Genomic DNA, 25096 nt, shown 5'->3' on the forward strand with positions numbered 1-25096 from the left:
AAGGTAAACTAAAAAAATAACCATCAAAAGTGAATTTGATGGTTATTAAGAACATTAATTGATTTTTATAGGTATAACCTTATTTCTTTGTCAAAATTGAAGTAGCAAAATCGCCCCAAGGATTAGACCAAGTTAAAGTTATTGTACCATCTTCATTAACCGTACCAGTAGCAGGAACCTCTTGGCCCCATGCATCTGCGAATGTAGCGGAAATAGATCCACAAACATCGGTAAAAGTACCTGTTTGCTCAAAGGTTAAACCATATACCGTGTACCACAATATGTAAGCTCCAGCAGGGAAGTCGGAAATAGTATAAATACCTCCACCTTCATCGGTAATAGTAACATCATAAGCTAAATCTACGGCAGGTGGTTGGCCATCTGTATTGTCCCCATTGGTTATGGCAGAATATTCTCCTGCTAAATCTGAAGGACAAGACACAGGATAAGTAATAACAGTGGCAAACAATACGGTAGTTTGAATGTTCGCACCTGTTCCACTGGACCCATCATCATTTACGATATTTAGCACAGTACCGTCAGCCATTGTAAATCGAGCTGAAATCGTTAATGCATCCCCTACTTTTATGTCGTCTGAGGTGCTTAATTCGGCAAAGGCGGAAACAAGATCGCTAATCGAAATTGTAAAATCTTGTGGTAAAGATACATCACTAAATAACGTTGCGCTGTAAGTATTTCCGTCAGCTGTATTATAGATTCCGATAATGTCGGCAGATGCAGGGGCACCCTGAGCCACTTCCGCGTTAAATGATACACTAACATTTTCCCCATTATTAAGCCTGATAAGATTAAAAAAGGCATCTGTAGTTGCAGACTTGGTCATGTTAGGAACGGCTCCGTCATTTAAAGGTATTACGGATGTTCCTCCATCATTCTCACATGAAACAGATAAAACTGTTACAGCAAGCAAATAAAATAAATACTTAAAATTTTTCATAATTCATCTTTTTTTTAGTTATCCCAGAAAATTTTGTAAGATGTAGCATCTTTTTGCTCTGGAGCATTTTGATTAAGGTCCAATTCGTTTTGCGGCCAGAACATTGCTGTCTGGAATTGGTTGTTCAACGTTGTTAACGTATCATCTAAAGGCCAACCATCACCGTTATCTAATTGGTACTCACCAGAGTTAGCAGAAGGATCGGCTAAAACAGGATAACCTGTTCTTCTGTAATCTGTGTATTGATCGATTGGATCGCCAAATGTAGCGGTCCACTTTTGGGTCATAATAATCTCTAATTGCTTCTCAGTACTTGCAGCATCAAATTCAGCTCTGATAGCAGCTATAAAGTCGGTTGCTTCAGTGGTACCTAACAAAGTAGGTACAGTTTGTGTGGTTCCAGTACCTGCAACCACTTTATCAACCTTAGCAAAACTATCGGTAATGGCTTGTTCTAATTGATCACCTGCATTACCAGCAATTAAGCCAGCATGCATCATTTCAGCCATAACATATTGTAACTCATCATAAGTAAGCATACGTTTTGGAGCCACTCCTGTTCCACTATTTATAGTTCGAGCAAATCCAGCATTGTCATCGTATCTTCCACCACATGGGAAAATACCTGGGAAAGTAGCATCAGTTTGAACCGCATGATCTCTGTCAGGTCCTATACTACCAAAACGAATACTAAAGAATCCTGTAGATCTATCCCAGTAATCCGCATTTGGGTCTCCAGTGTCAGTATCACCTTGATCTCTTGGGAATTGACCATCTTGTAACTGGTTTACCCAGTAGTAGGGAATTCGAGGATCAACAATACCAGTATGTATGTTAGGATTCATTCCCATTAAGATCTCATAAAACCAAGGACTGATATAGTGAGTAACTTGAGCACCACCATAAGCACTTTGGAACAATTGATTGCGCTCGTCAGTTGGAGCAATGTTGGCAGTATGAACAAATTCGAAGTCATCTGCACTCGACGAAAAGAAATTCCCTTCGTTTACTAATGCGTCAACAGCACTTTGAGAGTAAAGCGAGGTAGAACGCACTTGATTAAACAGCTTTAATTTTAAGGAGTTAACAAACTTAGTCCATTTATTTACATCCCCTCCATAAATCAAATCATCTGCACCTGGAAGTAATCCTGTACCACTGTTCACATTAGTTTTACCTTGATCTAACAGATCCATAGCCGCCTGATAAATAGCCTCATCATCATCAAAGGCTGGACTTACAACCCCAGAAGTTAGGCTAGTTGCTTCGGTAAATGGTACATCACCGTATAAGTCTACCGTTAAAGTAATAAGATAAGCCTTGAGAATTTGACCAATACCTAAATACACTAGGTTTTCCTGATCTGCAGCCTGAGATATTAGGGTTTGAAGGTTATTAAGCCCTAAAAAGGTGTTTTCCCACTCATTATTTAAATTGACGTTATCAGCCTTAATACCATATTGATCTTGTTCTTCCCTAGCAGTAAACTGATGGGTATAAACCGAAATCAAATCTGCTGACCAGAAATTGAAATTTCCTGCGTTAGCAATGGTATTGTATTGAATATCCGTTAATAATAGATTTAATGGCGCTACGGTTGGGTTATCCTCATCCGTATCGACGTCTAAGTATTTATCGCACCCGAATGTAACGGATAAGATGAGTGCTGATAAAAAGTACTTAAAATACTTCTTAAAACTTGAATTTTTCATGCTTTTTTATTTTTTTAAAATGTTACATTAACCTTAAACCCGTACCTCTTGGCCGTAGGGGCAGTTGTATTTTCAATACCTTGAACGGCACCATTACCAAACGAAGTTACTTCTGGGTCGAAATTCGTGTATTTTGGTACATTCGGTGCAAAATACCAAAGGTTATTACCTACAATACTGAAGCTTACTTTTCCAAACGGCGTCTTCTTTAATAGGTTGGCAGGCACGTCATAAGCAAGGCTCACCTCTCTTAGTCTAAACACAGTTCCGTCAAAAATATTGGCTTCATCCGTTGAATTTATTCCAAATGTATTACCCCCGGCAGGAGAGAAATACAGCTCGTTCATGTCAATCTGGGTAGTGTTTGGTATTTTATTCCCGCTACCGTCAAGAATTGGATTTCCAGCACCATCACCCAAGAAACCTGGAATTACGAAGGTGCGTTCCCTGTCTTCGGTATCTCTAGTTACACCACGACCAAGAAGCGAGGTGATACTAATAGAACGAATGTCGCCACCTTCTCTCCAATCAAATTGGGTACGTAAAGATAAGTTTTTATATCTAAAAGTATTGATAAAGCCAACCTTAAAATCAGGGTTTGGATCACCAACTACACCATTTTGCAAATCCTGAATAATACCACCACCTGCTTGATTTATAAGATAATTACCTTCATCATCTCTTGCAAAGCGAGTACCATAGAACACACCGAATGGCTCCCCTACCTGCGCATAAGCAATTTGGTTAGGTGCCAGCTGTACTCTATCTAATCCATCAACAAGCTCAGTTACAGTATTTTCATTACTTGTAAAGGTTGTAAATGAAGTCCACTCGAAATTCTCTGTTTGAAATGGTACCAAGGTCAAACCAATTTCCACTCCGGTATTCTCCATCTCACCAATATTGGTAACAAATTCGTCAAAACCACTTGTTCTAGGTACAGCTACCTCAGCGATCAAATCGGTTGTCACTTTTTTGTACCATGTAAAGTCAAGAGCAATACGTCTATTAAAGAATTCCAAGTCTAGACCCAATTCCAATTCATCTGTAAACTCAGGAGTAATTTCTTGATCCCCTAACACAAAGTTACCTGCTGAATTCTGTTGACTAATAACAGGTACACTATTAAATGCTTGACCTACGGTATAAACAACATTTAAGAATTCAGGATCTGCATCCCGACCAACACTGGCGTAACCACCTCTTAATTTCGCATATGTAAGCGCATTACTTTTTAAGTTAAGTGCTTCTGTTAAAATTACAGAGCCACTTACAGATGGATAAAAATATGATCTATTGTCTATAGGTAACGTGGAACTCCAGTCGTTTCTTCCCGTTGCGTTTAAGAAAAGAAAATCTTTGTATGAGAATGTTACATCACCAAATACACCAAAATTCCGCTTACGAGTAAAAAGATCGAAATCACTGGCCTGATTAATAGTATTTCTTAGAGTATAAATGCCAGGAACTACAAAGGTGCTACCATTATAAGTGTCTCTTTTAAAAGAATTTTGCAGGCTGTTTGCACCGACAATAGCACTGAAACCAATATCCTCTGTGATGTCGTAATCAAAATTCACTAGAAGTGTAGATTCAATATCTTCGTTAGTGGCGTTATCAAATTGAAGCGAACCACCATCTGTTAAAGATGCTCTTGAAGCATTGGTGACGAATTTGCTTTCTTTCTAAGTCGTATTTGTTCAAACCAATTCTGAATAACGCAGAAATGTTATCATTAAATTCATAAGACATGTTGTAATTCGCAACTGTCCTATGAGTTGCAGTAATGATTTGATCATTCTCCCAAGCCCATAATGGGTGATCCCATCCATTATTTGGAGTAACAGAACCACCGGTAACAGGATCGGTGTAAGGTAAATTAAGATCCCAAGTTCTTCCTAGCCACAATGCACGGGCAAAGGAACCAGCAGATCCCGCAAATTGGTTATTCCCCAGGAAAGGACCAACCTGATCGGTATGAGAGTAACTCATATTACCACCAACTGTAAAATTATTCGATAATTTAAAAGTACCCCCAACTGAAATGGAAGTTCTGTCATACGTGTTAAAAGGAATATAACCTTCTTGTTGTAAATCAGAAAGTGTTACATTAAAACTGCCTTTATCACCACCGTATGAAGCAGAGATAGAGTTGTCTAATACCACCCCTGTTCTAAATAGGTCCTTTACGTTATTTGGCTTAGCCTCATAAGGCACAGTAGGACCAAACTGATCTGGAAATGCATTGAGCAAGTTTGGCCAAGTGGGAATAGTTTCTAAGGTGTCAAAAGCAGGTCCCCAAGAACCATTTGCATTTACATAACTGTAATTTACCCCATTTCCATATTTATTTTGATATTCAGGAAGGTTAGCTATTTCTTCGAAATAGGTACCCGAATTTATGCTGATATCAAGTTTTCTGTTGGTATTACCAGATGCACTGCCACCTTTGGTTGTAATAACAATAACACCATTAGATGCTCTGGAACCATAAAGAGCCGCCGCAGCCGTACTTTTAAGGATGTTAATAGACTCAATACTATTAGGGTCTAGCGATGAAATACCAGATTCATAACCACCACCACCTGTAGTTTGGCTTGTCGTTGTAATCTGCGTGTTGTCATAAGCAACACCATCAACAATGATAAGTGGTTGGCCACCGCCTAAGTTAGTTGCACCACGAATTTGAATTCTGTTGGAAACACCAGCTACACCAGTAGAGAAATTTACGTCAACCCCAGGTACTTTACCTGTTAACGAACGCACTAAATCCGGTTCAGAGTTCTCAATCACCTCTTCAGATTCAACTGTACTAACAGCATATCCTAAATTCTTCGGATTCCTTTTGATACCGAAGGCCGTTACTACAACTTCCTCTAATGCCGCCGCATCTTCCTTGAGCGTAACGTTAATTGTGTTGGCAGCACCCACTGTAATTTCTTGGGTTGTATACCCCACAAAACTAAAAACCAAAGTGGCACCTTGGTTTGCTGTAATAGAGTATTTACCATCGAAATCTGTAGAAGTACCAGTAGTTGTACCTTTAACTAAGACAGTTGTTCCAGGCAATGGCAGACCAGATCCATCATTTACCGTACCTGAAATTGTCTTTTCTTGTGCAAAAGATAGATGCACGACAAACGCCAGTAATAGCGTTAGAATTCCACTAAACTTTGTTTTCATTTTATAATTATTTGAATTAGTCGTGTCAAAAATCATAAAATAAAGTTAATTAAACAATAAAATTTGGTTAAAATTTAAGTTTCGGTTCCAAATTGATTGTGTTTTTTATAAAAAAAGGAGAATTTGTTACAATTAAATTTATCAAAATTTAGGATTTACTGTAAATTCTTTTATTTGCTTACTATTTAATTATGCGCGCATAATAATTGCGCTCTTTTTGTATAAGTGCATTGATTTCACACCCTTATCAACTAAATCGTTTTTTTCATAAGGTTAATTTTTTAGTTTGGAATAGAAACTTTAAGGTTAAAATTGGGCTACCAAACTAATATGAATTTTGGAATTGGACAATTTGAATTTTTGGTTTTCATTTTTACCGTTGGCATAGTTAAATTTCAGCAGACCTGAATTGGTTAGGATCCCAAATCCGAAGCCAAAACCAAAAAGTTTTTCTTTGATATCCGTTGTCTTATTTTCAAAATAGGCCACATCCGTAATGGAATGAATGTAAATGGAATTACTTAAACGGTACCTGTATTCTGTGTTCAAAACGCCAAATAAAGATGAAAACAAGCTATTCTCCTCAAAGCCCCGAATGGAGTTGATGCCCCCAAAGCGTAATAATTCGTTTTCAAAATAATTGTCCGAAATGAGATTTGCGGCATCCACATTCAGATATATACTGTTTTTTCTATTCAGTTTGAAATTGTTAAAGGCCTTTAGAACGAACAATGACTGTTGCGTTTTTATATCGGAAGATGTTCTGTTTCCAAAATTAGTTTCTAAATAGAAGTTTGATTTTACAGGGAACAACCTATCATAAAAGGTTGGTTTTAAGTATTCGTATGAAGCGGTAAAAAATGTAGAGTTGTAATCTTGAAGCGAAAGCACAATGTTTTCTGACCTTAGATTGCTGGATGCAGTACTTGAAATCCCGGCCGAAATTTTGTGTAATGCATTTATTTGGTAATTTATTCTGGCTTTTTGGTCAGTGGTGGTGAAAGAGGAATCCTTTCTAAAGATTCTCAGATTTAAATCCACCCCGATAGGGGAGCTGAACAAATAGGGGAGTTCGAGCCTTGCGTCAAAAGTGTCCTGATCATTTTCATCACTTTTATAAAGTAGGCTAAATAATTCCCCATAATTCAAATTATTGATAAGCCTTAGGTTGAGAAAACCGTCAAATTCTAATCTATTGGTGTCCTCATTCGTACCAAAACCCAAAAAGCCATCAAAAGTGTTGCTTTTTGCTTTTTCTACATATATATATAATGATGTAGAATCTTCCTGAAACAAAACTTCGGGGGCTTTTACTTTATTTGCAAATCTAAGGTTGTTTAACTGCTCGGTTTTCTTTTCGATAGTTGCCAAATCAAAAATCTGAGAGGGTTTTAACTTTAAATAATGCTTTACGAACGACTTTGGGAATTTCTCATAACCCACAATTTTGATATCATCAATGGTTCTTTTCTTTTGATTGGATATTATTTTCAAATCTGCTCGAAGATTGTCTTTGTCTTTCTTTTGAATATGGAATAATTTCAGTTTTGCAAACGGAAGCCCCTTATTCGTCAGTTCTGAATTTAAGAAATTTAGAACATATTCCGCCTCTTCAATATTTATGGTGAAATATGTGTCCGTTACGTTTTCAGAAATAGAATTTAAAAGCGATGAATTGACGTCTTTGGAATTGTAGTATATATATATGGTGTTGAATTTTTGTTTTAGGTGAAATTTTGCATTGAAAATGGAGTCGTTTTTCTTTTTGAGTTCTATCAATCGGTTTTCGATAAATCCTATTTTATTAAGTTGGTGTTTTAAGCTGTCGACTTCAGATTGTATCGAGAGGAAATTTTCATGTGTTTTGACATAACTGAGGGAATCAATAATAGAAGTTTCGGTTTCTGTTTCACCATATATTTTAAGGTATAAATTTTGCGCAAATCCCTTCGAAGAAATACACATACATATAATAAGGAGTAAAAAGCGGGATTTATGCACAGTAATTGTATAGCTATATATCATTGAAAACGGTTGCTGTACTTCTGTCTTCCGTCTTCAAACTTCGGTCTTTTAAGTGTAAATCTAACGGAAAAACCACAGATTTAATATGCTCTAAAAATTTAATTTTAAAAACTCCTCAAAATTAATGTACTACGGTTTGAATAATTCATTTTAATTTCTACCTTTGCACGCCTCTAAATAGAGGTTAATAAAATTTTATAGTAAAATTATATGCCAACAATTTCACAATTAGTAAGAAAAGGAAGAGCCAAAATAACCAAGAAGAGTAAATCGGCTGCTTTGGATTCTTGTCCGCAAAGACGTGGTGTATGTACTCGTGTTTACACAACTACTCCTAAAAAACCTAACTCGGCAATGAGAAAGGTAGCAAGGGTACGTTTGACAAACGGTAACGAGGTTAACGCATACATTGGCGGCGAAGGGCACAATTTGCAAGAGCACTCGATAGTATTGGTTAGAGGTGGAAGGGTTAAGGACTTACCAGGTGTTAGATACCACGTTGTTCGTGGCGCTTTGGATACAGCAGGTGTTGCTGGAAGAACCCAACGCAGATCTAAGTATGGTGCCAAACGCCCTAAGAAGTAATTAAACTTTAAGAAGAAGACATGAGAAAAAGAGCAGCGAAAAAAAGACCACTTTTACCAGACCCAAGATTTAACGATCAATTGGTGACACGTTTTGTGAACAACATGATGTGGGACGGTAAGAAGTCTGTAGCGTTCAAAGTATTTTACGATGCTATTGATATCGTAGAAGCTAAAAAGACTGATGACGAAAAATCAGCTTTAGAAATTTGGAAAGATGCTTTATCCAACGTGATGCCTCACGTAGAAGTACGTAGTCGTCGTGTGGGTGGTGCAACCTTCCAAATCCCAATGCAAATTCGTCCTGATAGAAAGATATCAACCGCTATGAAGTGGTTAATTAGCTATTCACGCAAGCGCAACGAAAAATCCATGGCACAGCGTTTGGCCTCGGAAATTCTAGCGGCAGCGAAAGAAGAAGGTGCAGCAGTGAAGAAAAGAGTGGATACTCATAAAATGGCGGAAGCCAATAAGGCATTCTCCCACTTTAGATTTTAAGACATGGCAAGAGATTTAAAATTTACAAGAAATATAGGTATTGCTGCGCATATTGACGCAGGAAAAACAACAACTACCGAGCGTATTTTGTATTATACAGGTGTTTCCCATAAAATTGGTGAGGTGCACGATGGTGCTGCAACAATGGACTGGATGGAGCAAGAGCAGGAAAGAGGTATTACCATTACTTCTGCTGCTACTACCTGTACGTGGAATTTCCCATTGCAAAATGGACAGCCTACTCCTGAAACTAAGGGATACCATTTCAATATTATTGATACTCCGGGCCACGTGGATTTTACCGTTGAGGTAAACCGTTCATTAAGAGTATTGGACGGATTAGTCTTTTTGTTTAGTGCTGTTGATGGTGTTGAACCTCAATCTGAGACTAACTGGAGATTGGCTGATAACTACAAAGTGCCTCGTATTGGTTTCGTTAATAAAATGGATCGTCAAGGCTCAAACTTTTTAGGGGTTTGTCAGCAGGTAAAAGATATGCTGAAGTCTAATGCGGTTCCAATCGTTTTGAACATTGGAGATGAAGCAGACTTTAAAGGTGTGGTTGATTTAGTGAAGAATAGAGCTATTGTGTGGCATGACGAAACGCAAGGTTCTACTTTTGACGTTATTGATATTCCAGCTGAATTGGAAGAAGAAGCTAAAAAATATAGAGCTTTATTAATCGAGGAGGTGGCTACTTATGATGAGAACCTTTTAGAGAAGTTCATGGAAGATGAAGATTCAATTACTGAAGAAGAAGTGCACGCTGCGCTTAGAGCTGCTGTAATGGATATGGCTATCATTCCGATGATTTGTGGTTCTTCATTCAAAAATAAAGGTGTACAGTTTTTATTAGATGCTGTTTGTCGTTACTTGCCTTCTCCTTTAGATAGGGATAATATTGTAGGTACTGATCCAAATACAGGTAATGAAGCTGTTCGTAAACCAGATGTAAAAGATCCATTTGCGGCGCTTGCATTTAAAATTGCTACTGATCCTTTCGTGGGTCGTTTGGCATTCTTCCGTGCATACTCTGGTCGTTTGGATGCCGGTTCATATGTATTGAACAATCGTTCTGGTAAAAAAGAACGTATCTCTCGTATTTACCAAATGCACTCCAATAAGCAAAATGCTATCGAGTATATTGAAGCTGGAGATATTGGAGCAGCTGTTGGGTTTAAGGATATCAAAACTGGTGATACTTTGTCTGATGAAAAGTCGCCAATCGTTTTGGAATCTATGGATTTCCCAGATCCGGTAATCGGTATTGCGGTTGAGCCTAAAACTAAGGCTGATGTGGATAAATTGGGTATGGCTTTGGCTAAATTATCTGAAGAAGATCCAACATTTACTGCAAGAACAGACGAAGCTTCAGGACAGACTATTATTTCTGGAATGGGTGAGCTTCATTTAGATATTATTGTGGACCGTTTGAAGCGTGAGTTCAAGGTTGAGGTAAACCAAGGGCAACCTCAAGTAGAGTACAAGGAAGCAATTACACAGCGTGCTGAGCACAGAGAAGTTTATAAGAAACAATCTGGTGGACGTGGTAAATTTGCTGATATCGTGTTCACTTTGGAGCCTGCTGAAGAAGGAAAACAGGGTCTTGAATTTATTTCTGAGATTAAAGGAGGTAACGTACCTAAGGAATTTGTTCCTTCTGTTGAAAAAGGATTCAAAATGGCAATGGTTAACGGACCATTGGCTGGATATGAGGTGGACTCAATGAAAGTTACCTTAACGGATGGGTCTTACCACGATGTGGATTCTGATCAATTATCATTCGAATTGGCTGCAAAACTTGGTTTTAAAGCGGCTGCAAAAGCGGCAAAAGCTGTTATAATGGAACCAATCATGAAGCTTGAGGTAATTACTCCTGAAGAAAACATGGGTGACATTGTAGGTGATTTGAACAGAAGAAGAGGTCAAGTAAGTGACATGGGTGATAGAGCTGGTGCAAAAACTGTAAAAGCTACTGTGCCTTTATCTGAAATGTTTGGTTATGTAACTACATTAAGAACATTATCATCAGGTCGTGCGACATCAACAATGGAATTTTCACACTATGCTGAAACTCCTTCTAATATTTCAGAAGAAGTAATTAAAGCGGCAAAAGGCGTTGAAGCTTAAAATTTAAGAAAATGAGTCAAAAAATCAGAATAAAACTTAAGTCTTACGATCACAATTTGGTAGATAAATCTGCTGACAAGATTGTAAAAACAGTAAAAAGTACTGGAGCTGTAGTAACTGGACCAATTCCATTACCAACGCACAAGAAAATTTTCACTGTACTACGTTCTCCACACGTAAACAAGAAATCAAGAGAGCAGTTTCAATTATCTTCTTATAAAAGATTATTGGATATCTACTCTTCTTCATCAAAAACTATCGATGCATTGATGAAGCTTGAATTACCAAGTGGTGTTGAAGTAGAGATAAAAGTGTAATTCGAAATTCAGAATTCTGAATTGAGAATTATAAAACATGTCCCACCGATGCGGTCGCGGGAAAAACGGATAAATACATTTCAGGGACGAAAGGTATTTTGTCCCTGAAATTTTATAAAAGAATGTTGAACATAAGTTCAACGAAATATTAATAATTAATAAATAATAAAAATGTCTGGGTTAATTGGAAAGAAAATCGGTATGACCAGCATCTTTGATGAAAACGGGAAGAATATTCCTTGTACAGTAATCGAAGCTGGACCATGTATCGTTACCCAAGTCAGAACTGAAGAAGTGGATGGTTATTCAGCACTTCAATTAGGTTTCGATGACGCGACAGAAAAAAGCGCTACTAAAGCAGACTTAGGTCATGCTAAAAAGGCGGGTACTTCTGTAAAACGCAAGGTCGTTGAATTCAAAGGTTTTGAGGAGGAGTACAAATTAGGAGATGCTATCACTGTTGAGCACTTTACTGAAGGTGAGTTTGTTGATATCTCCGGAACATCAAAAGGAAAAGGATTTCAAGGTGTTGTAAAACGTCACGGTTTCGGTGGTGTAGGTCAAGCTACCCACGGTCAGCATAACCGTTTAAGAGCACCAGGTTCTATTGGAGCTGCATCTTATCCTGCACGAGTATTCAAAGGCATGAAAATGGCCGGAAGAATGGGTGGTGAAAAAGTGAAAGTTCAAAATTTAAGGGTTTTAAAAGTAGTTCCTGAAAAGAACTTGCTTGTAGTTAAAGGTTGTGTGCCTGGACACAAAAACGCTTATGTAACAATTCAGAAGTAATGAAAGTAGCAGTTTTAGATATAAACGGAAAAGACACAGGTAGAAAGGCAGACCTTTCTAAAGATGTGTTTGCTATCGAGCCTAATAATCATGCAGTGTATTTGGATGTTAAACAATATTTGGCAAACCAAAGACAAGGTACTCACAAATCTAAGGAAAGAGGTGAAATTACTGGATCTACACGTAAGATTAAAAAGCAAAAAGGAACTGGTACTGCTAGAGCAGGTAGCATCAAATCTGGTGTGTTTAAAGGTGGTGGACGTATGTTTGGTCCAAGACCAAGAAACTATGGTTTCAAATTGAACAAAAACGTAAAGCGTTTAGCCCGTAAATCAGCTTTAAGTATCAAAGCTAATGAAAAGGCTATTACGGTTTTAGAGGACTTCAGTTTTGAGGCGCCAAAAACCAAAAGCTTTACTGCAGTTTTAAAGGCGTTAGGCCTTGAAAGCAAAAAATCTTTGTTTGTGTTGGGTGGGCAGAATAATAATGTATATTTGTCATCGCGCAATTTAAAAGGTTCTGAGGTTATAACTAATTCAGAGCTAAGTACTTATAAGATTTTAAATGCAAATCAAATAGTACTTTTAGAAGGTGCTTTAGAAGGAATTGAATCAAACTTGAGTAAATAAGAATCAGATGAGTATCTTAATTAAACCTATTATCACGGAAAAAGCGACAGCGGATAGCGAGCTGAAAGGTTGCTATTGGTTTGAAGTGAACACAAAGGCGAACAAGGTAGAAATCAAAAAAGCGGTTGAGGCAGCTTATGGTGTTTCTGTTGAAAAAGTTCGTACAATAAATGTCCGTCCAGATAGAAGTACCCGTTATACAAAAACAGGTATTCAACATGGTAAAACAAATGCTGTTAAAAAGGCAATTGTACAACTGGCGGAAGGTGAGATGATTGATTTATATGCTAATATGTAATTAGAATGTCAGTAAGAAAATTAAAACCAATCACACCAGGACAGCGTTTTAGAGTAGTAAATGGGTATGACGCCATTACTACTGATAAGCCGGAGAAAAGTCTATTGGCTCCGAAAAAAAGGTCTGGTGGTAGAAACAGTCAAGGAAAAATGACCATGCGCTACATTGGTGGTGGTCATAAAAAGAAGTATCGTATCATTGATTTTAAAAGAGACAAAGCTGGAATCCCTGCTGAAGTAAAATCTATCGAGTACGATCCAAACAGAACAGCGTTTATCGCGTTGTTGAACTATCAAGATGGCGAGAAGCGTTACATTATTGCTCAAAATGGTTTACAAGTTGGGCAAAATGTAGTTTCTGGTGCTTCTGGTGTTGCTCCTGAAATTGGAAATGCAATGCCTTTGAGTGAAATTCCATTAGGAACAATTATTTCCTGCGTTGAGTTGCGTCCAGGTCAAGGTGCTGTTATGGCGCGTAGTGCTGGAGCTTTTGCTCAGTTAATGGCGAGGGATGGAAAGTTTGCTACGGTAAAATTACCTTCAGGTGAAACTCGTTTGATTTTGGTGACTTGTATGGCAACTATTGGAGTGGTTTCAAATTCTGATCATCAGTTGATCGTTGGCGGTAAAGCCGGTAGAACAAGATGGTTAGGTAGAAGACCACGTACCAACCCAGTTAGAATGAACCCTGTTGATCACCCAATGGGTGGTGGTGAAGGCCGTGCTTCTGGTGGGCACCCACGTTCTAGAAACGGTATTCCTGCTAAAGGATATAGAACCCGTTCTAAAACAAATCCAAGTAATAAATATATCGTAGAACGTAGAAAGAAATAAGACATGGCAAGATCATTAAAAAAAGGACCTTACGTTCATTATAAATTAGAAAGAAAAGTAGCTGCAAACGTTGAAGCTAACAAGAAAACTGTTATCAAAACTTGGTCTCGTGCCAGTATGATTACTCCTGATTTTGTTGGGCAAACTATCGCAGTACACAATGGCCGTCAATTTGTTCCAGTTTATGTAACTGAAAACATGGTAGGGCATAAATTAGGAGAATTTTCACCAACGCGTTCATTCCGTGGGCATGCAGGTGCTAAAAATAAAGGTAAAAAGTAGTAAGCTATGGGAAGTCGTAAAAAAGAAATGGCAGACGCTATTAAGGAAGCAAAGAAGCACATCGCTTTTGCTAAGCTTAATAACTGTCCTACGTCACCAAGAAAAATGCGTTTAGTAGCCGATTTGGTAAGAGGTGAAAAAGTAGATAGAGCACTTAATATCTTGAAATTCAGCAATAAGGAAGCATCTAATCGTTTAGAGAAGTTGTTATTATCCGCTATTGCTAACTGGCAAGCTAAGAATGAGGATGCGGATGTGGAGTCTGCTGAATTGTTCGTGAAGGAAATCAGAGTGGATGGCGGTACAATGTTGAAAAGACTGCGCCCTGCGCCTCAAGGTCGTGCACACAGAATTAGAAAACGTTCTAACCACGTTACATTAGTGGTTGGCGCTAACAATAACACACAAAGCTAAGATAGAAGTATGGGACAAAAGACAAATCCAATCGGAAATCGCTTAGGAATTATCAGAGGGTGGGAATCCAACTGGTACGGAGGAGACGATTATGGCGATAAGCTTGCCGAAGACGATAAAATCAGAAAGTACGTTCACGTACGTCTAGCAAAAGCTAGTGTGAGTAGAGTAATTATTGAAAGAACTCTTAAGCTTGTAACCGTTACTATCACTACCGCCCGTCCTGGTATCATTATCGGAAAAGGTGGCCAAGAGGTAGACAAGTTGAAAGAAGAGCTTAAAAAAATTACCGGAAAAGAAGTTCAGATCAACATTTTTGAAATCAAAAGACCTGAACTGGATGCATTTTTAGTAGCATCGAGTATTGCCCGTCAAATTGAGAATCGTATCTCTTACCGTCGTGCAATCAAAATGGCTATCGCTGCTACAATGCGTATGAATGCTGAAGGAATCAAGATCCAAATCAGTGGTCGTTTAAATGGTGCTGAAATGGCACGTAGCGAGCACTATAAGGAAGGACGTATTCCTTTGTCAACTTTTAGAGCCGATATTGACTATGCTTTGGTTGAGGCACACACTACTTATGGTAGATTGGGTGTAAAAGTATGGATCATGAAAGGTGAAGTTTATGGTAAAAGAGAGCTTTCTCCTCTTGTTGGGTTATCCAAAAAAGGTGGAAAAGGTGGACGTGGTGGCAACAAAGGCCCTCGTCGTAGAAAGTAATTTTTTAAAGCAAGAGAAAAATGTTACAGCCTAAAAGAACAAAATTTCGTAAACAGCAAAAAGGTCGTATGAAAGGGAACGCCGGAAGAGGGCACCAACTTTCAAACGGGACTTTTGGTATAAAATCACTAGACTCGAACTTTTTAACCTCGCGTCAAATTGAAGCCGCACGTATTGCCGCTACACGTTACATGAAAAGGGAAGGGCAACTTTGGATTAAAATTTTTCCAGACAAGCCTATCACGAAAAAGCCTCTTGAAGTACGTATGGGTAAAGGTAAAGGTGGTGTGGAATATTGGGCAGCCGTTGTTAGGCCAGGTCGAATCTTATTTGAAGTTGGAGGTGTGCCTCTAGATGTTGCAAAAGAAGCATTGCGTTTGGCAGCTCAAAAATTACCGGTGAAAACTAAGTTTATAATTGCTAGAGATTACGAAGCATAATAATTTAAGATGATGAAACAATCAGAAATTAAAGAATTATCAGTAGCTGAGCTACAAGAAAAACTTGGTGAAACTAAAAAGAGTTATGCAGACCTTAAAATGTCTCATGCCATATCTCCTTTAGAAAATCCAATTCAGTTACGTAACCTTAGACGTACCGTAGCTAGAATTGCAACGGAATTAACCAAAAGAGAACTACAATAATTCTGCTGAATATGGAAACAAGAAATTTAAGAAAAGAGCGTATAGGAGTTGTTACTAGTAACAAGATGCAGAAGTCTATTGTGGTTTCTGAGGTGAAAAAAGTAAAGCACCCTATGTATGGTAAGTTCGTACTTAAAACTAAAAAGTACGTAGCACACGACGAGAAAAATGACTGCAACGAAGGCGATACCGTAAGGATTATGGAAACAAGACCTATGAGTAAGTCTAAATGTTGGAGATTAGTTGAAATAATTGAAAGAGCTAAGTAATTATGGTACAACAAGAATCAAGATTAAAAGTAGCTGACAACACTGGTGCAAAGGAAGTATTGACTATCCGAGTATTAGGTGGTACTAAAAGAAGATACGCTTCTGTAGGGGATAAAATTGTAGTGTCTGTAAAGGATGCTACTCCTAATGGAAACATTAAAAAGGGAGCTGTTTCAACTGCAGTTGTTGTGCGTACCGTAAAAGAAGTAAGACGTCCTGACGGATCTTATATTAGATTTGACGACAATGCCTGTGTATTATTGAACCCAACTGGTGAAATGAGAGGTACTCGTGTTTTTGGACCTGTTGCTAGAGAGCTTCGTGATAAACAATTCATGAAAATTGTATCATTAGCACCAGAAGTGCTGTAAAAACGTAATTTATTACGTTTCAACAAAAACAATAAAATGGGAAAGCTTAAAATAAAAACTGGAGATACCGTAAAAGTAATTGCTGGAGACCACAAAGGTGCTGAAGGTAAAGTTCAAAAGGTATTAATAGATAAGAACAAAGCGATTGTTGAAGGTGTAAACTTGGTAAAGAAACACACTAAGCCAAGTGCTCAAAGCCCTCAAGGTGGAATCGTTGAAAAAGAAGCGGCTATTCATATTTCCAACTTATCATTGTTGACTTCAAAGGGAGAAACAACAAGAGTTGGGTATAGAATGGAAGGCGACAAGAAAGTGAGATTTTCAGTAAAATCTAATGAAGTAATATAGTTATGGCATATTCACCTAGACTTAAAGAAGAGTACAAAAGCAGAGTAATTGCTGCTCTTACAGACGAATTTGGATATAAAAATGTAATGCAAGTGCCTAAACTTCAAAAGATAGTAATATCTAAAGGAGTTGGTGGGGCTGTTGCAGACAAAAAGTTAATCGACCACGCTGTGGACGAGTTAACCATGATATCAGGGCAAAAAGCCATAGCTACAATGTCTAAAAAAGATGTTGCTTCTTTCAAATTAAGAAAAGGGATGCCAATCGGAGCAAAAGTAACTTTGCGTGGCGAAAGAATGTATGAGTTTTTGGATAGACTGGTAACTTCAGCATTGCCACGTGTTAGAGATTTCAATGGTATCAAGGCTACTGGATTTGATGGAAGAGGTAACTACAACTTAGGAGTTACTGAGCAAATCATCTTCCCGGAGATTAACATTGATAAAGTGAACAAAATCTCTGGTATGGATATCACATTTGTGACTTCCGCAGAAACCGATAAGGAAGCAAAATCATTATTAAGCGAATTAGGATTACCTTTTAAAAAGAATTAAGATATGGCTAAAGAATCAATGAAAGCCCGCGAGGTAAAAAGAGCTAAAACCGTAGCCAAGTATGCTGAAAAGCGTAAAGCTTTAAAAGAAGCTGGAGATTACGAAGCATTACAAAAGTTACCAAAAAATGCTTCACCTATACGTCAGCACAACAGATGTAAGCTTACTGGAAGACCTAAAGGCTACATGAGAACTTTTGGAATTTCTCGTGTTACTTTTAGAGAAATGGCAAACCAAGGTTTGATCCCAGGAGTTAAAAAGGCAAGCTGGTAAAACAAGATTATAAATTGGTAGAAGGTTCGTCCCGATGACCATCGGGATTGAAAACCATTACCGCAAATTAATATATATGTATTCAGATCCAATAGCGGATTATTTAACGCGAGTTAGAAATGCAATCAGAGCCAACCACAGAGTGGTTGAGATTCCTGCGTCTAACTTAAAAAAGGACATTACTAAAATATTATTCGAGCAAGGATATATTTTAAGCTACAAGTTCGACGATTCTACTGTACAAGGTACTATCAAGATTGCTTTGAAGTACAACAAAGAAACGAAAGAGCCTGTAATCAAGAAAATTCAACGTGTTAGTACGCCAGGTTTACGTAAGTATGCCGGTGCTAAAGAACTACCTAGAGTACTTAACGGTCTTGGTATTGCCATTGTTTCTACATCACATGGTGTAATGACTGGTAAACAAGCCAAAAGGGACAATGTAGGTGGTGAAGTTTTATGTTACGTTTACTAATAAAGGGAGAAAGAGATGAGTAGAATAGGAAATAACCCGGTTGGAATTCCTGAGGGAGTTACAGTAGAAGTAAAGGATAACGTTATTACGGTTAAAGGAAAATTAGGGGAATTGACCCAAGGTTTTGATACCGTAAATGTAAAAGTTGAAGAAGGCAATGTTTTGGTTGAGCGTTCTGCAGAAACTAAAGAACACAAAGCAAAGCATGGATTATATAGAGCACTTGTCAATAACATGATTGAAGGTGTTTCTAAAGGTTTTACTAAGGAATTGGAATTGGTTGGTGTAGGTTACAGAGCCTCAAACCAAGGTCAGAAACTGGATTTAGCTTTAGGGTTTTCACATAATATTGTGATGAATATTGCCCCTGAGGTAAAAATTGAAACAGTTTCTGAAAAAGGAAAGAATCCAATTGTAAAATTGACATCTCACGACAAGCAGTTAGTTGGTCAAGTAGCCGCTAAGATCCGTTCATTCCGTAAGCCTGAGCCTTACAAAGGAAAAGGAATCAAGTTTGTTGGTGAAGAATTAAGAAGAAAAGCAGGTAAATCAGCTTAATAATTGAGTTATGGCATTAACAAAGAATCAAAGAAGATTAAGAATTAAAAACAGAATCCGCAAGATCGTTTCTGGTACAGCAACTAGACCACGATTGACTGTTTTTAGAAGTAATAAGGAAATCTATGCTCAAATAGTTGATGACGTTTCTGGAAAAACCATTAGCGCTGCGTCTTCTCGAGATAAGGATATTGCGAAAGCAAAAGGAAATAAGCAGGAAATAGCGGCTTTAGTAGGTAAGGCTGTTGCCGAAAAAGCTTTGAAAGCTGGTGTTGACACTATTTCTTTTGATAGAGGTGGTTATTTATACCACGGTAGAGTAAAATCATTAGCCGAAGGTGCTAGGGAAGCAGGACTTAAATTCTAAGACATTATGTATCATAAATATAAAAACGCAGAATTGGTAAAACCAGGTGGATTGGATCTTAAAGATCGTTTAGTTGGTGTACAAAGAGTTACCAAAGTAACAAAGGGTGGTAGAGCTTTCGGTTTTTCGGCAATTGTAGTGGTTGGTGATGAAAACGGGGTAGTTGGCCAAGGTTTAGGAAAATCCAAGGACGTTGCCAGCGCAATCGCAAAGGCTGTTGAGGATGCTAAGAAAAACTTGGTACGTATTCCTATCAGGAAAGGAACTTTGCCTCACGCCCAAAAGGGAAAATATGGTGGAGCAAGAGTGAATATCATTCCTGCCGCGCCCGGTACCGGTGTAATTGCCGGTGGTGCTGTAAGAACAGTTCTTGAAGCCGTTGGTGTGCACGACGTACTATCTAAATCCCAAGGATCGTCAAACCCTCATAACGTAGTAAAGGCAACTTTTGATGCTTTATTACAATTAAGGGATGCAAACGCCATTGCAAGGGATAGAGGTATTTCACTTGAACAAGTTTTTAACGCATAATTATTTAGACGGTAGTCTTTAGTAGTTAGACGTTAGAAGTATCAAAAAATTGGATTTTGAATTTTAACAATTCTAATGACTAAAGTCTAGAGACTAAAAACTAAGAAAGATGGGAAAAATTAAAGTAACAAAGGTTAAAAGCGCTATCAATCGTACGCAAAGACAAAAAAGAACTTTAGAGGCTTTAGGTCTTAAAAAGATTGGTCAAGTAAAAGAGCATGAAGCTACACCAAATATTTTGGGTATGATTGCTAAAGTGTCACATTTAGTTTCTGTAGAAGAAGCTTAAAAATAAAACTGAAAAATGAATTTAAGTAACTTACAACCGGCAAAAGGATCGGTAAAAACACAAGGCAAGCGAGTAGGTCGCGGACAAGGTTCAGGAAAAGGTGGTACGGCTACACGTGGTCACAAAGGGGCAAAGTCTCGTTCTGGATATTCCAAGAAATTAGGATTTGAAGGTGGGCAAATGCCATTGCAGAGACGTGTGCCTAAATTTGGTTTTACAAATATCAACCGTGTGGAGTATCAGCCAATCAATTTGGATACTTTACAGGCTTTGGTAGATGATAAAAAAATAAAGGATACTGTTGATTTTGAAGCACTTTTCAATAATGGATTAGCCGGAAAGAATGATTTGGTTAAGATATTGGGTAGAGGTGAATTGAAAGCAAAACTGAAAGTATCTGCTCACAAGTTTTCTGCTTCAGCAAAAGCTGCAATTGAAGCGGCAGGTGGAGAAGCGATAACTTTATAAGATTACATTAACGTATGAAACTTATAGAATCAATAAAGAATGTTTGGAAAATTGAGGAGCTAAGAAACAGAATCATCCTTACCCTTAGTATACTATTGGTATATCGTTTTGGTGCCCAAATTGTACTTCCAGGAATAGATTTTTCAAAATTATCTGGTCTTAGGGGAAGTGCCGAGGAAGGTGGATTAATTTGGTTAATCAACGCTTTTACTGGTGGTGGGTTCTCAAACGCTTCTGTGTTCGCTCTTGGAATTATGCCATACATTTCGGCTTCTATTGTTGTACAGTTAATGGGTATTGCCATTCCGTATTTACAGAAACTGCAAAAGGAAGGTGCAAGTGGTCAAAAGAAAATCACTCAGATTACGCGTTGGTTAACTATCGCTATCTGTTTGGTACAAGCACCGGGCTATTTGGCAAGTTTACCAGCATTATCAGGTGCACCTTCAATGGGAGCCTTATTGATGACTGGTTTTTCTTCAACTACATTCATGTTCTCTTCCGTAATCATATTGGTAACGGGATGTATTTTTGCGATGTGGCTGGGTGAGAAGATTACCGATAAAGGTATCGGAAACGGTATTTCATTATTGATTATGGTAGGTATTATTGCTACCATGCCTCAGTCATTCCTTCAGGAATATGCGGCTAGGGTGACGGAATCCAATGGTGGTTTAATTATGATTTTAATTGAATTGGTGATTTGGTTCGTGATCATACTCGCATCTGTAATGCTAGTAATGGCTGTCAGAAAGATTGCTGTTCAATATGCAAGACGCACTGCTTCTGGGGGTTATGAAAGAGCAGCCGCTGGCGGTTCAAGACAATACATTCCCTTGAAGTTGAATGCTTCTGGTGTAATGCCAATCATCTTTGCTCAGGCAATTATGTTTGTGCCTGGTTTAATAGGTGGTGCTTCCTTCTTGGAGAATACATCAACTGGACAATGGTTACAGACTAATTTTTCTGATATCTTCGGATTTTGGTACAACTTGATTTTTGCCCTGTTGATTATAATTTTCACCTATTTCTATACTGCAATTACGGTACCTACCAATAAAATGGCAGATGATTTAAAAAGAAGTGGAGGTTTTATTCCTGGCATTCGTCCGGGAACCGAAACTGCTGAATATTTGGATAAAATCATGTCTCAAATAACGTTGCCCGGTTCTATCTTTTTGGCGTTAATTGCTGTATTTCCTGCATTTATCGTGAAATTGATCAACGTTCAGCAAGGTTGGGCATTGTTCTTTGGTGGTACATCATTGTTGATTATGGTGGGTGTAGCTATCGATACGATGCAACAAGTGAATTCCTATTTACTGAATAGGCACTATGACGGCTTGATGAAAACTGGTAAAAACAGAAAAGCAGTTGCATAAATATTGTGGCATGGTTAGTGTAACGCACTGACTGTAAACAAAATATAAAATAAATGGCAAAACAAGCGGCAATAGAACAAGACGGAACGATAATAGAGGCGTTATCAAACGCAATGTTCCGTGTTGAATTGGAAAATGGTCACATTGTGACGGCACATATTTCAGGTAAGATGCGCATGCACTATATCAAATTATTACCAGGGGATAAAGTGAAATTAGAAATGAGCCCGTACGATTTAACTAAGGCTCGTATAACTTATAGATACTAAAAAAGTTCAAAGTTCAAAGTTCAAAGTTTTAAGTTGAACGTTGGATTTGGAACCTTGAATATTGAATTATTATGAAAGTAAGAGCATCAATTAAAAAAAGAAGCGCCGATTGTAAGATTGTGCGTAGAAAAGGTAGACTTTACGTGATAAACAAAAAGAATCCTAGATTTAAACAAAGACAAGGGTAAATTATGGCAAGAATTGCAGGTGTAGACATACCAAAACAAAAAAGAGGCGCTATTTCTTTAACCTATATCTACGGTATTGGTAAAAGTAGAGCAAAAGAAATTTTAGCAACGGCTAAAGTTAACGAAGACACAAAGGTACAAGATTGGACAGACGACGAAATCGGAGCAATCCGTGAGGCTGTATCGGTTTATACTATTGAAGGTGAATTACGTTCTGAAACACAATTGAACATTAAACGTTTGATGGATATTGGATGTTACAGAGGTATTCGTCACAGAGCTGGTCTTCCGTTAAGAGGGCAACGTACTAAAAACAACTCTAGAACAAGAAAAGGTAGAAGAAAAACTGTTGCTAACAAGAAAAAGGCAACTAAATAATAAATAGTCTTTAGTCTTTAGACGTTGGAAGGAATCTGTTTGAAATTTAAAAGGTTTAGGATTCTAGCGACTATTAACTAATCACTAAAAACTAAAAAAATGGCAAAGTCGAGTACTAAAAAACGTAAAGTAATAGTAGATGCTGTTGGGGAAGCACACGTAACAGCTTCTTTCAATAACATCATCATTTCATTAACCAATAAGAAAGGTGACGTCATCTCATGGTCGTCAGCTGGTAAAATGGGATTTAGAGGATCTAAAAAGAACACACCTTATGCAGCCCAGTTAGCAGCAGAAGATGCGGCAGGCGTAGCTTTGGAAGCTGGTTTAAAAAAGGTAAAAGTGTACGTAAAAGGTCCTGGTAATGGTAGAGAATCTGCTATCCGTTCTATCCACAATGCTGGTATTGAAGTTACCGAAATTATCGATGTAACACCACTACCACACAACGGATGTCGTCCACCAAAACGTAGAAGAGTTTAATCACGGTTTTGCATCGTGATTCAGGTAAAAAATTAATGTCATCTGTTACTCAGTTGATGTTAATTTTTTATGTAAATTTGCAAACCGAAAAAACAAGTATCACCGAGAGAATAACGGTTATCGAAGGATAAGATTAAGACCTGAATTCATAACTACTCTCATAATTAATTAAAAATGGCAAGATATACTGGTCCTAAAACTAAAATCGCCCGTAAGTTTGGCGAAGCAATCTTCGGAGAAGATAAATCATTTGAAAAAAGAAATTATCCTCCAGGACAACACGGAAACAACAGAAGACGTGGTAAAAAATCTGAGTACGCAATTCAATTAGCGGAAAAGCAAAAAGCAAAATACACTTATGGTATTTTAGAGCGTCAATTTAGAGGCTTATTTAAAAAAGCTAGAGCAGCACAGGGAATTACCGGTGAGGTGCTTTTACAATTATGTGAATCTAGATTGGACAACGTGGTTTTCAGAATGGGAATTTCCCCTTCAAGAAGTGGTGCCCGTCAATTGGTATCCCACAGACACATTACTGTAAATGGTGAAATCGTAAACATTCCTTCTTATCAACTAAAGGCAGGTGATGTTGTAGCGGTAAGAGAAAAATCAAAATCTCTTGAGGCTATCGATAGGTCGCTTTCTAACTCAAGCCACGTTTACGAGTGGATTACTTGGAACAACGATACTAAATCTGGAACATACGTTTCTGTTCCTGCTAGAATCCAAATTCCAGAAAATATCAACGAACAATTCATCGTCGAATTATACTCTAAATAATATATTAACAACATTGGTATTTGGCCAAAGGGTTTATTCGTACTTCTTCAAACTTATAAACCGCGCAACCAAGTAACAATTAAAACGAAGAAACAAAAATGGCAGTATTTAATTTTCAGAAGCCCGACAAAGTAATCATGATCGATTCTACTGATTTCGAAGGTAAATTCGAATTCAGACCGTTAGAACCTGGTTACGGATTAACAGTAGGTAATGCTCTAAGAAGAGTGTTGTTGTCTTCTTTGGAAGGATTTGCAATTACCTCAGTAAGAATTGAGGGCGTGGACCACGAATTTTCAACAATCGCTGGGGTTGTTGAAGATGTTACTGAAATCATCTTGAACTTAAAACAAGTCCGTTTTAAAAGACAGATCGAGGATATCGATAACGAATCTATCTCAATTTCAATTTCAGGTCAAGAGCAAATCTTGGCTGGTGATTTCCAAAAGTTTATCTCTGGATTCCAAGTTTTGAATTCAGAATTGGTAATCTGTAATTTAGATCCTAAGGTGAGCCTAAACATGGAAATCACTATTGAAAAAGGTAGAGGATATGTACCTGCAGAGGAAAACAAAAAACCTTCTGCTCCAATGGGAACTATCTTTACAGATTCTATCTACACACCGATCAAAAATGTTAAGTATAGCATTGAGAACTATCGTGTAGAGCAAAAAACGGATTACGAAAAATTGGTTTTTGAAATCATCACTGATGGTTCAATTACACCTCAGGATGCATTGACCGAAGCGGCTAAAACCTTGATTCACCACTTCATGTTATTCTCTGATGAGCGTATCACTTTAGAAGCTGATGAAATTGCGCAAACTGAAACTTATGATGAAGAATCCCTTCACATGCGTCAGTTGCTTAAAACTAAGTTAATCGATATGGACTTGTCTGTTCGTGCGTTAAACTGTTTGAAAGCTGCAGAAGTAGATACTTTAGGCGACTTGGTATCTTTCAATAAAAATGATTTGATGAAGTTCCGAAACTTCGGTAAAAAATCCCTAACTGAGCTTGAAGAATTGGTTCATGTTAAAGGTTTGAACTTCGGAATGGATTTAAGCAAATATAAATTAGATAAAGATTAACTG

36 protein-coding genes are annotated in these 25096 nt (G+C 37.8%); 31 read left to right on the top strand and 5 right to left on the bottom strand.

What is annotated here, in order from left to right:
* Nucleotides 1–79 precede the first annotated feature (79 nt).
* From ACFSR8_RS12645 to ACFSR8_RS12665, 5 genes are all read right to left on the bottom strand, one after another.
* A complete protein-coding gene (locus ACFSR8_RS12645) occupies nt 80–958 on the bottom strand; it encodes a hypothetical protein (RefSeq protein ID WP_380292580.1) in 879 nt (292 codons plus the stop codon).
* A 14-nt stretch (nt 959–972) separates the two neighbouring features.
* Nucleotides 973–2670, bottom strand: coding sequence for a SusD/RagB family nutrient-binding outer membrane lipoprotein (locus ACFSR8_RS12650; RefSeq protein WP_380292582.1), 1698 nt, complete (start codon nt 2668–2670; stop codon nt 973–975).
* 14 nt (nt 2671–2684) lie between these two features.
* Nucleotides 2685–4250, bottom strand: coding sequence for a TonB-dependent receptor domain-containing protein (locus ACFSR8_RS12655; protein ID WP_380292584.1), 1566 nt, complete (start codon nt 4248–4250; stop codon nt 2685–2687).
* 37 nt (nt 4251–4287) lie between these two features.
* Complete coding sequence (locus tag ACFSR8_RS12660) at nt 4288–5853, bottom strand: carboxypeptidase-like regulatory domain-containing protein (protein ID WP_380292586.1); 1566 nt, start codon at nt 5851–5853, stop codon at nt 4288–4290.
* Nucleotides 5854–6159: 306 nt separating this feature from the next.
* Entirely contained in the window at nt 6160–7878 is a 1719-nt protein-coding gene (locus ACFSR8_RS12665; RefSeq protein WP_380292588.1) for a POTRA domain-containing protein, read from the bottom strand.
* A gap of 210 nt (nt 7879–8088) precedes the next feature.
* Here ACFSR8_RS12665 and rpsL point away from each other — a divergent pair, with 210 nt between their 5' ends.
* The 31 genes from rpsL to ACFSR8_RS12820 all read left to right on the top strand — a co-directional run bounded on the left by rpsL (nt 8089) and on the right by ACFSR8_RS12820 (nt 25093).
* Nucleotides 8089–8463: a 30S ribosomal protein S12 gene (gene rpsL, locus ACFSR8_RS12670; RefSeq protein WP_042245171.1), complete on the top strand. Its 375-nt coding sequence runs from the start codon at nt 8089–8091 to the stop codon at nt 8461–8463.
* A gap of 20 nt (nt 8464–8483) precedes the next feature.
* On the top strand, nt 8484–8960 hold the full coding sequence (gene rpsG / locus ACFSR8_RS12675; RefSeq protein WP_380292590.1) for a 30S ribosomal protein S7: 477 nt from the start codon (nt 8484–8486) through the stop codon (nt 8958–8960).
* 3 nt (nt 8961–8963) lie between these two features.
* The gene (fusA, locus tag ACFSR8_RS12680; protein WP_380292592.1) at nt 8964–11090 is read left to right on the top strand and encodes an elongation factor G; all 2127 of its coding nucleotides are present in this window, start codon (nt 8964–8966) and stop codon (nt 11088–11090) included.
* 11 nt (nt 11091–11101) lie between these two features.
* A complete protein-coding gene (rpsJ, locus tag ACFSR8_RS12685) occupies nt 11102–11407 on the top strand; it encodes a 30S ribosomal protein S10 (protein ID WP_007650482.1) in 306 nt (101 codons plus the stop codon).
* Nucleotides 11408–11578: 171 nt separating this feature from the next.
* Nucleotides 11579–12196 carry a 50S ribosomal protein L3 gene (gene rplC, locus ACFSR8_RS12690; RefSeq protein ID WP_380292595.1) on the top strand — a complete coding sequence of 206 codons (618 nt, stop codon included), beginning with the start codon at nt 11579–11581 and terminating at the stop codon, nt 12194–12196.
* Nucleotides 12196–12825: a 50S ribosomal protein L4 gene (rplD, locus tag ACFSR8_RS12695; RefSeq protein WP_380292597.1), complete on the top strand. Its 630-nt coding sequence runs from the start codon at nt 12196–12198 to the stop codon at nt 12823–12825. The genes rplC and rplD overlap by 1 nt, the downstream gene beginning before the upstream one ends.
* Nucleotides 12826–12832: 7 nt before the next feature.
* Complete coding sequence (gene rplW, locus ACFSR8_RS12700) at nt 12833–13123, top strand: 50S ribosomal protein L23 (protein WP_186563077.1); 291 nt, start codon at nt 12833–12835, stop codon at nt 13121–13123.
* A 5-nt stretch (nt 13124–13128) separates the two neighbouring features.
* Complete coding sequence (gene rplB / locus ACFSR8_RS12705) at nt 13129–13956, top strand: 50S ribosomal protein L2 (RefSeq protein WP_186563075.1); 828 nt, start codon at nt 13129–13131, stop codon at nt 13954–13956.
* Nucleotides 13957–13959: 3 nt separating this feature from the next.
* Nucleotides 13960–14238: a 30S ribosomal protein S19 gene (gene rpsS, locus ACFSR8_RS12710; protein WP_013869040.1), complete on the top strand. Its 279-nt coding sequence runs from the start codon at nt 13960–13962 to the stop codon at nt 14236–14238.
* A gap of 6 nt (nt 14239–14244) precedes the next feature.
* Nucleotides 14245–14652, top strand: a complete 408-nt coding sequence (gene rplV / locus ACFSR8_RS12715) for a 50S ribosomal protein L22 (protein WP_380292600.1) — start codon at nt 14245–14247, stop codon at nt 14650–14652.
* Nucleotides 14653–14661: 9 nt separating this feature from the next.
* Complete coding sequence (gene rpsC / locus ACFSR8_RS12720) at nt 14662–15375, top strand: 30S ribosomal protein S3 (protein ID WP_186563072.1); 714 nt, start codon at nt 14662–14664, stop codon at nt 15373–15375.
* 20 nt (nt 15376–15395) lie between these two features.
* Complete coding sequence (gene rplP / locus ACFSR8_RS12725) at nt 15396–15815, top strand: 50S ribosomal protein L16 (RefSeq protein WP_380292603.1); 420 nt, start codon at nt 15396–15398, stop codon at nt 15813–15815.
* A 12-nt stretch (nt 15816–15827) separates the two neighbouring features.
* The gene (gene rpmC / locus ACFSR8_RS12730) at nt 15828–16019 is read left to right on the top strand and encodes a 50S ribosomal protein L29 (RefSeq protein ID WP_380292645.1); all 192 of its coding nucleotides are present in this window, start codon (nt 15828–15830) and stop codon (nt 16017–16019) included.
* 11 nt (nt 16020–16030) lie between these two features.
* Nucleotides 16031–16288, top strand: coding sequence for a 30S ribosomal protein S17 (rpsQ, locus tag ACFSR8_RS12735; protein ID WP_042245209.1), 258 nt, complete (start codon nt 16031–16033; stop codon nt 16286–16288).
* 2 nt (nt 16289–16290) lie between these two features.
* Nucleotides 16291–16659 carry a 50S ribosomal protein L14 gene (rplN, locus tag ACFSR8_RS12740; RefSeq protein WP_130937892.1) on the top strand — a complete coding sequence of 123 codons (369 nt, stop codon included), beginning with the start codon at nt 16291–16293 and terminating at the stop codon, nt 16657–16659.
* 36 nt (nt 16660–16695) lie between these two features.
* Nucleotides 16696–17007 (top strand): 50S ribosomal protein L24, encoded by a 312-nt coding sequence (gene rplX / locus ACFSR8_RS12745; RefSeq protein WP_380292606.1) that lies wholly within the window; start codon nt 16696–16698, stop codon nt 17005–17007.
* Between the two features lie 2 nt (nt 17008–17009).
* Complete coding sequence (rplE, locus tag ACFSR8_RS12750) at nt 17010–17561, top strand: 50S ribosomal protein L5 (RefSeq protein WP_380292608.1); 552 nt, start codon at nt 17010–17012, stop codon at nt 17559–17561.
* 3 nt (nt 17562–17564) lie between these two features.
* The gene (gene rpsN, locus ACFSR8_RS12755) at nt 17565–17834 is read left to right on the top strand and encodes a 30S ribosomal protein S14 (RefSeq protein WP_092579393.1); all 270 of its coding nucleotides are present in this window, start codon (nt 17565–17567) and stop codon (nt 17832–17834) included.
* 76 nt (nt 17835–17910) lie between these two features.
* A complete protein-coding gene (gene rpsH, locus ACFSR8_RS12760) occupies nt 17911–18309 on the top strand; it encodes a 30S ribosomal protein S8 (protein WP_380292647.1) in 399 nt (132 codons plus the stop codon).
* Nucleotides 18310–18324: 15 nt separating this feature from the next.
* Entirely contained in the window at nt 18325–18867 is a 543-nt protein-coding gene (gene rplF / locus ACFSR8_RS12765; protein WP_380292611.1) for a 50S ribosomal protein L6, read from the top strand.
* Nucleotides 18868–18877: 10 nt separating this feature from the next.
* Nucleotides 18878–19234 (top strand): 50S ribosomal protein L18, encoded by a 357-nt coding sequence (gene rplR / locus ACFSR8_RS12770; RefSeq protein WP_380292613.1) that lies wholly within the window; start codon nt 18878–18880, stop codon nt 19232–19234.
* Nucleotides 19235–19240: 6 nt separating this feature from the next.
* Entirely contained in the window at nt 19241–19765 is a 525-nt protein-coding gene (gene rpsE / locus ACFSR8_RS12775; RefSeq protein WP_186563060.1) for a 30S ribosomal protein S5, read from the top strand.
* A 109-nt stretch (nt 19766–19874) separates the two neighbouring features.
* Complete coding sequence (gene rpmD, locus ACFSR8_RS12780; RefSeq protein WP_186563058.1) at nt 19875–20054, top strand: 50S ribosomal protein L30; 180 nt, start codon at nt 19875–19877, stop codon at nt 20052–20054.
* Nucleotides 20055–20069: 15 nt separating this feature from the next.
* The gene (rplO, locus tag ACFSR8_RS12785; RefSeq protein ID WP_380292615.1) at nt 20070–20522 is read left to right on the top strand and encodes a 50S ribosomal protein L15; all 453 of its coding nucleotides are present in this window, start codon (nt 20070–20072) and stop codon (nt 20520–20522) included.
* Nucleotides 20523–20536: 14 nt separating this feature from the next.
* A complete protein-coding gene (gene secY / locus ACFSR8_RS12790; protein WP_380292617.1) occupies nt 20537–21904 on the top strand; it encodes a preprotein translocase subunit SecY in 1368 nt (455 codons plus the stop codon).
* Between the two features lie 53 nt (nt 21905–21957).
* On the top strand, nt 21958–22173 hold the full coding sequence (infA, locus tag ACFSR8_RS12795; protein ID WP_007094967.1) for a translation initiation factor IF-1: 216 nt from the start codon (nt 21958–21960) through the stop codon (nt 22171–22173).
* 71 nt (nt 22174–22244) lie between these two features.
* Nucleotides 22245–22361 (top strand): type B 50S ribosomal protein L36, encoded by a 117-nt coding sequence (ykgO, locus tag ACFSR8_RS12800; RefSeq protein ID WP_010519235.1) that lies wholly within the window; start codon nt 22245–22247, stop codon nt 22359–22361.
* Between the two features lie 3 nt (nt 22362–22364).
* Complete coding sequence (gene rpsM / locus ACFSR8_RS12805) at nt 22365–22739, top strand: 30S ribosomal protein S13 (protein WP_380292620.1); 375 nt, start codon at nt 22365–22367, stop codon at nt 22737–22739.
* A gap of 99 nt (nt 22740–22838) precedes the next feature.
* Nucleotides 22839–23222 (top strand): 30S ribosomal protein S11, encoded by a 384-nt coding sequence (gene rpsK, locus ACFSR8_RS12810; RefSeq protein ID WP_130965058.1) that lies wholly within the window; start codon nt 22839–22841, stop codon nt 23220–23222.
* Between the two features lie 174 nt (nt 23223–23396).
* On the top strand, nt 23397–24002 hold the full coding sequence (rpsD, locus tag ACFSR8_RS12815) for a 30S ribosomal protein S4 (RefSeq protein ID WP_186563049.1): 606 nt from the start codon (nt 23397–23399) through the stop codon (nt 24000–24002).
* A gap of 98 nt (nt 24003–24100) precedes the next feature.
* Nucleotides 24101–25093 carry a DNA-directed RNA polymerase subunit alpha gene (locus ACFSR8_RS12820; protein ID WP_186563047.1) on the top strand — a complete coding sequence of 331 codons (993 nt, stop codon included), beginning with the start codon at nt 24101–24103 and terminating at the stop codon, nt 25091–25093.
* The last annotated feature ends 3 nt before the right edge of the window (nt 25094–25096 follow it).

The sequence above is a fragment of the Hyunsoonleella rubra genome (assembly GCF_042684665.1).
Taxonomy (GTDB): domain Bacteria; phylum Bacteroidota; class Bacteroidia; order Flavobacteriales; family Flavobacteriaceae; genus Jejuia; species Jejuia rubra.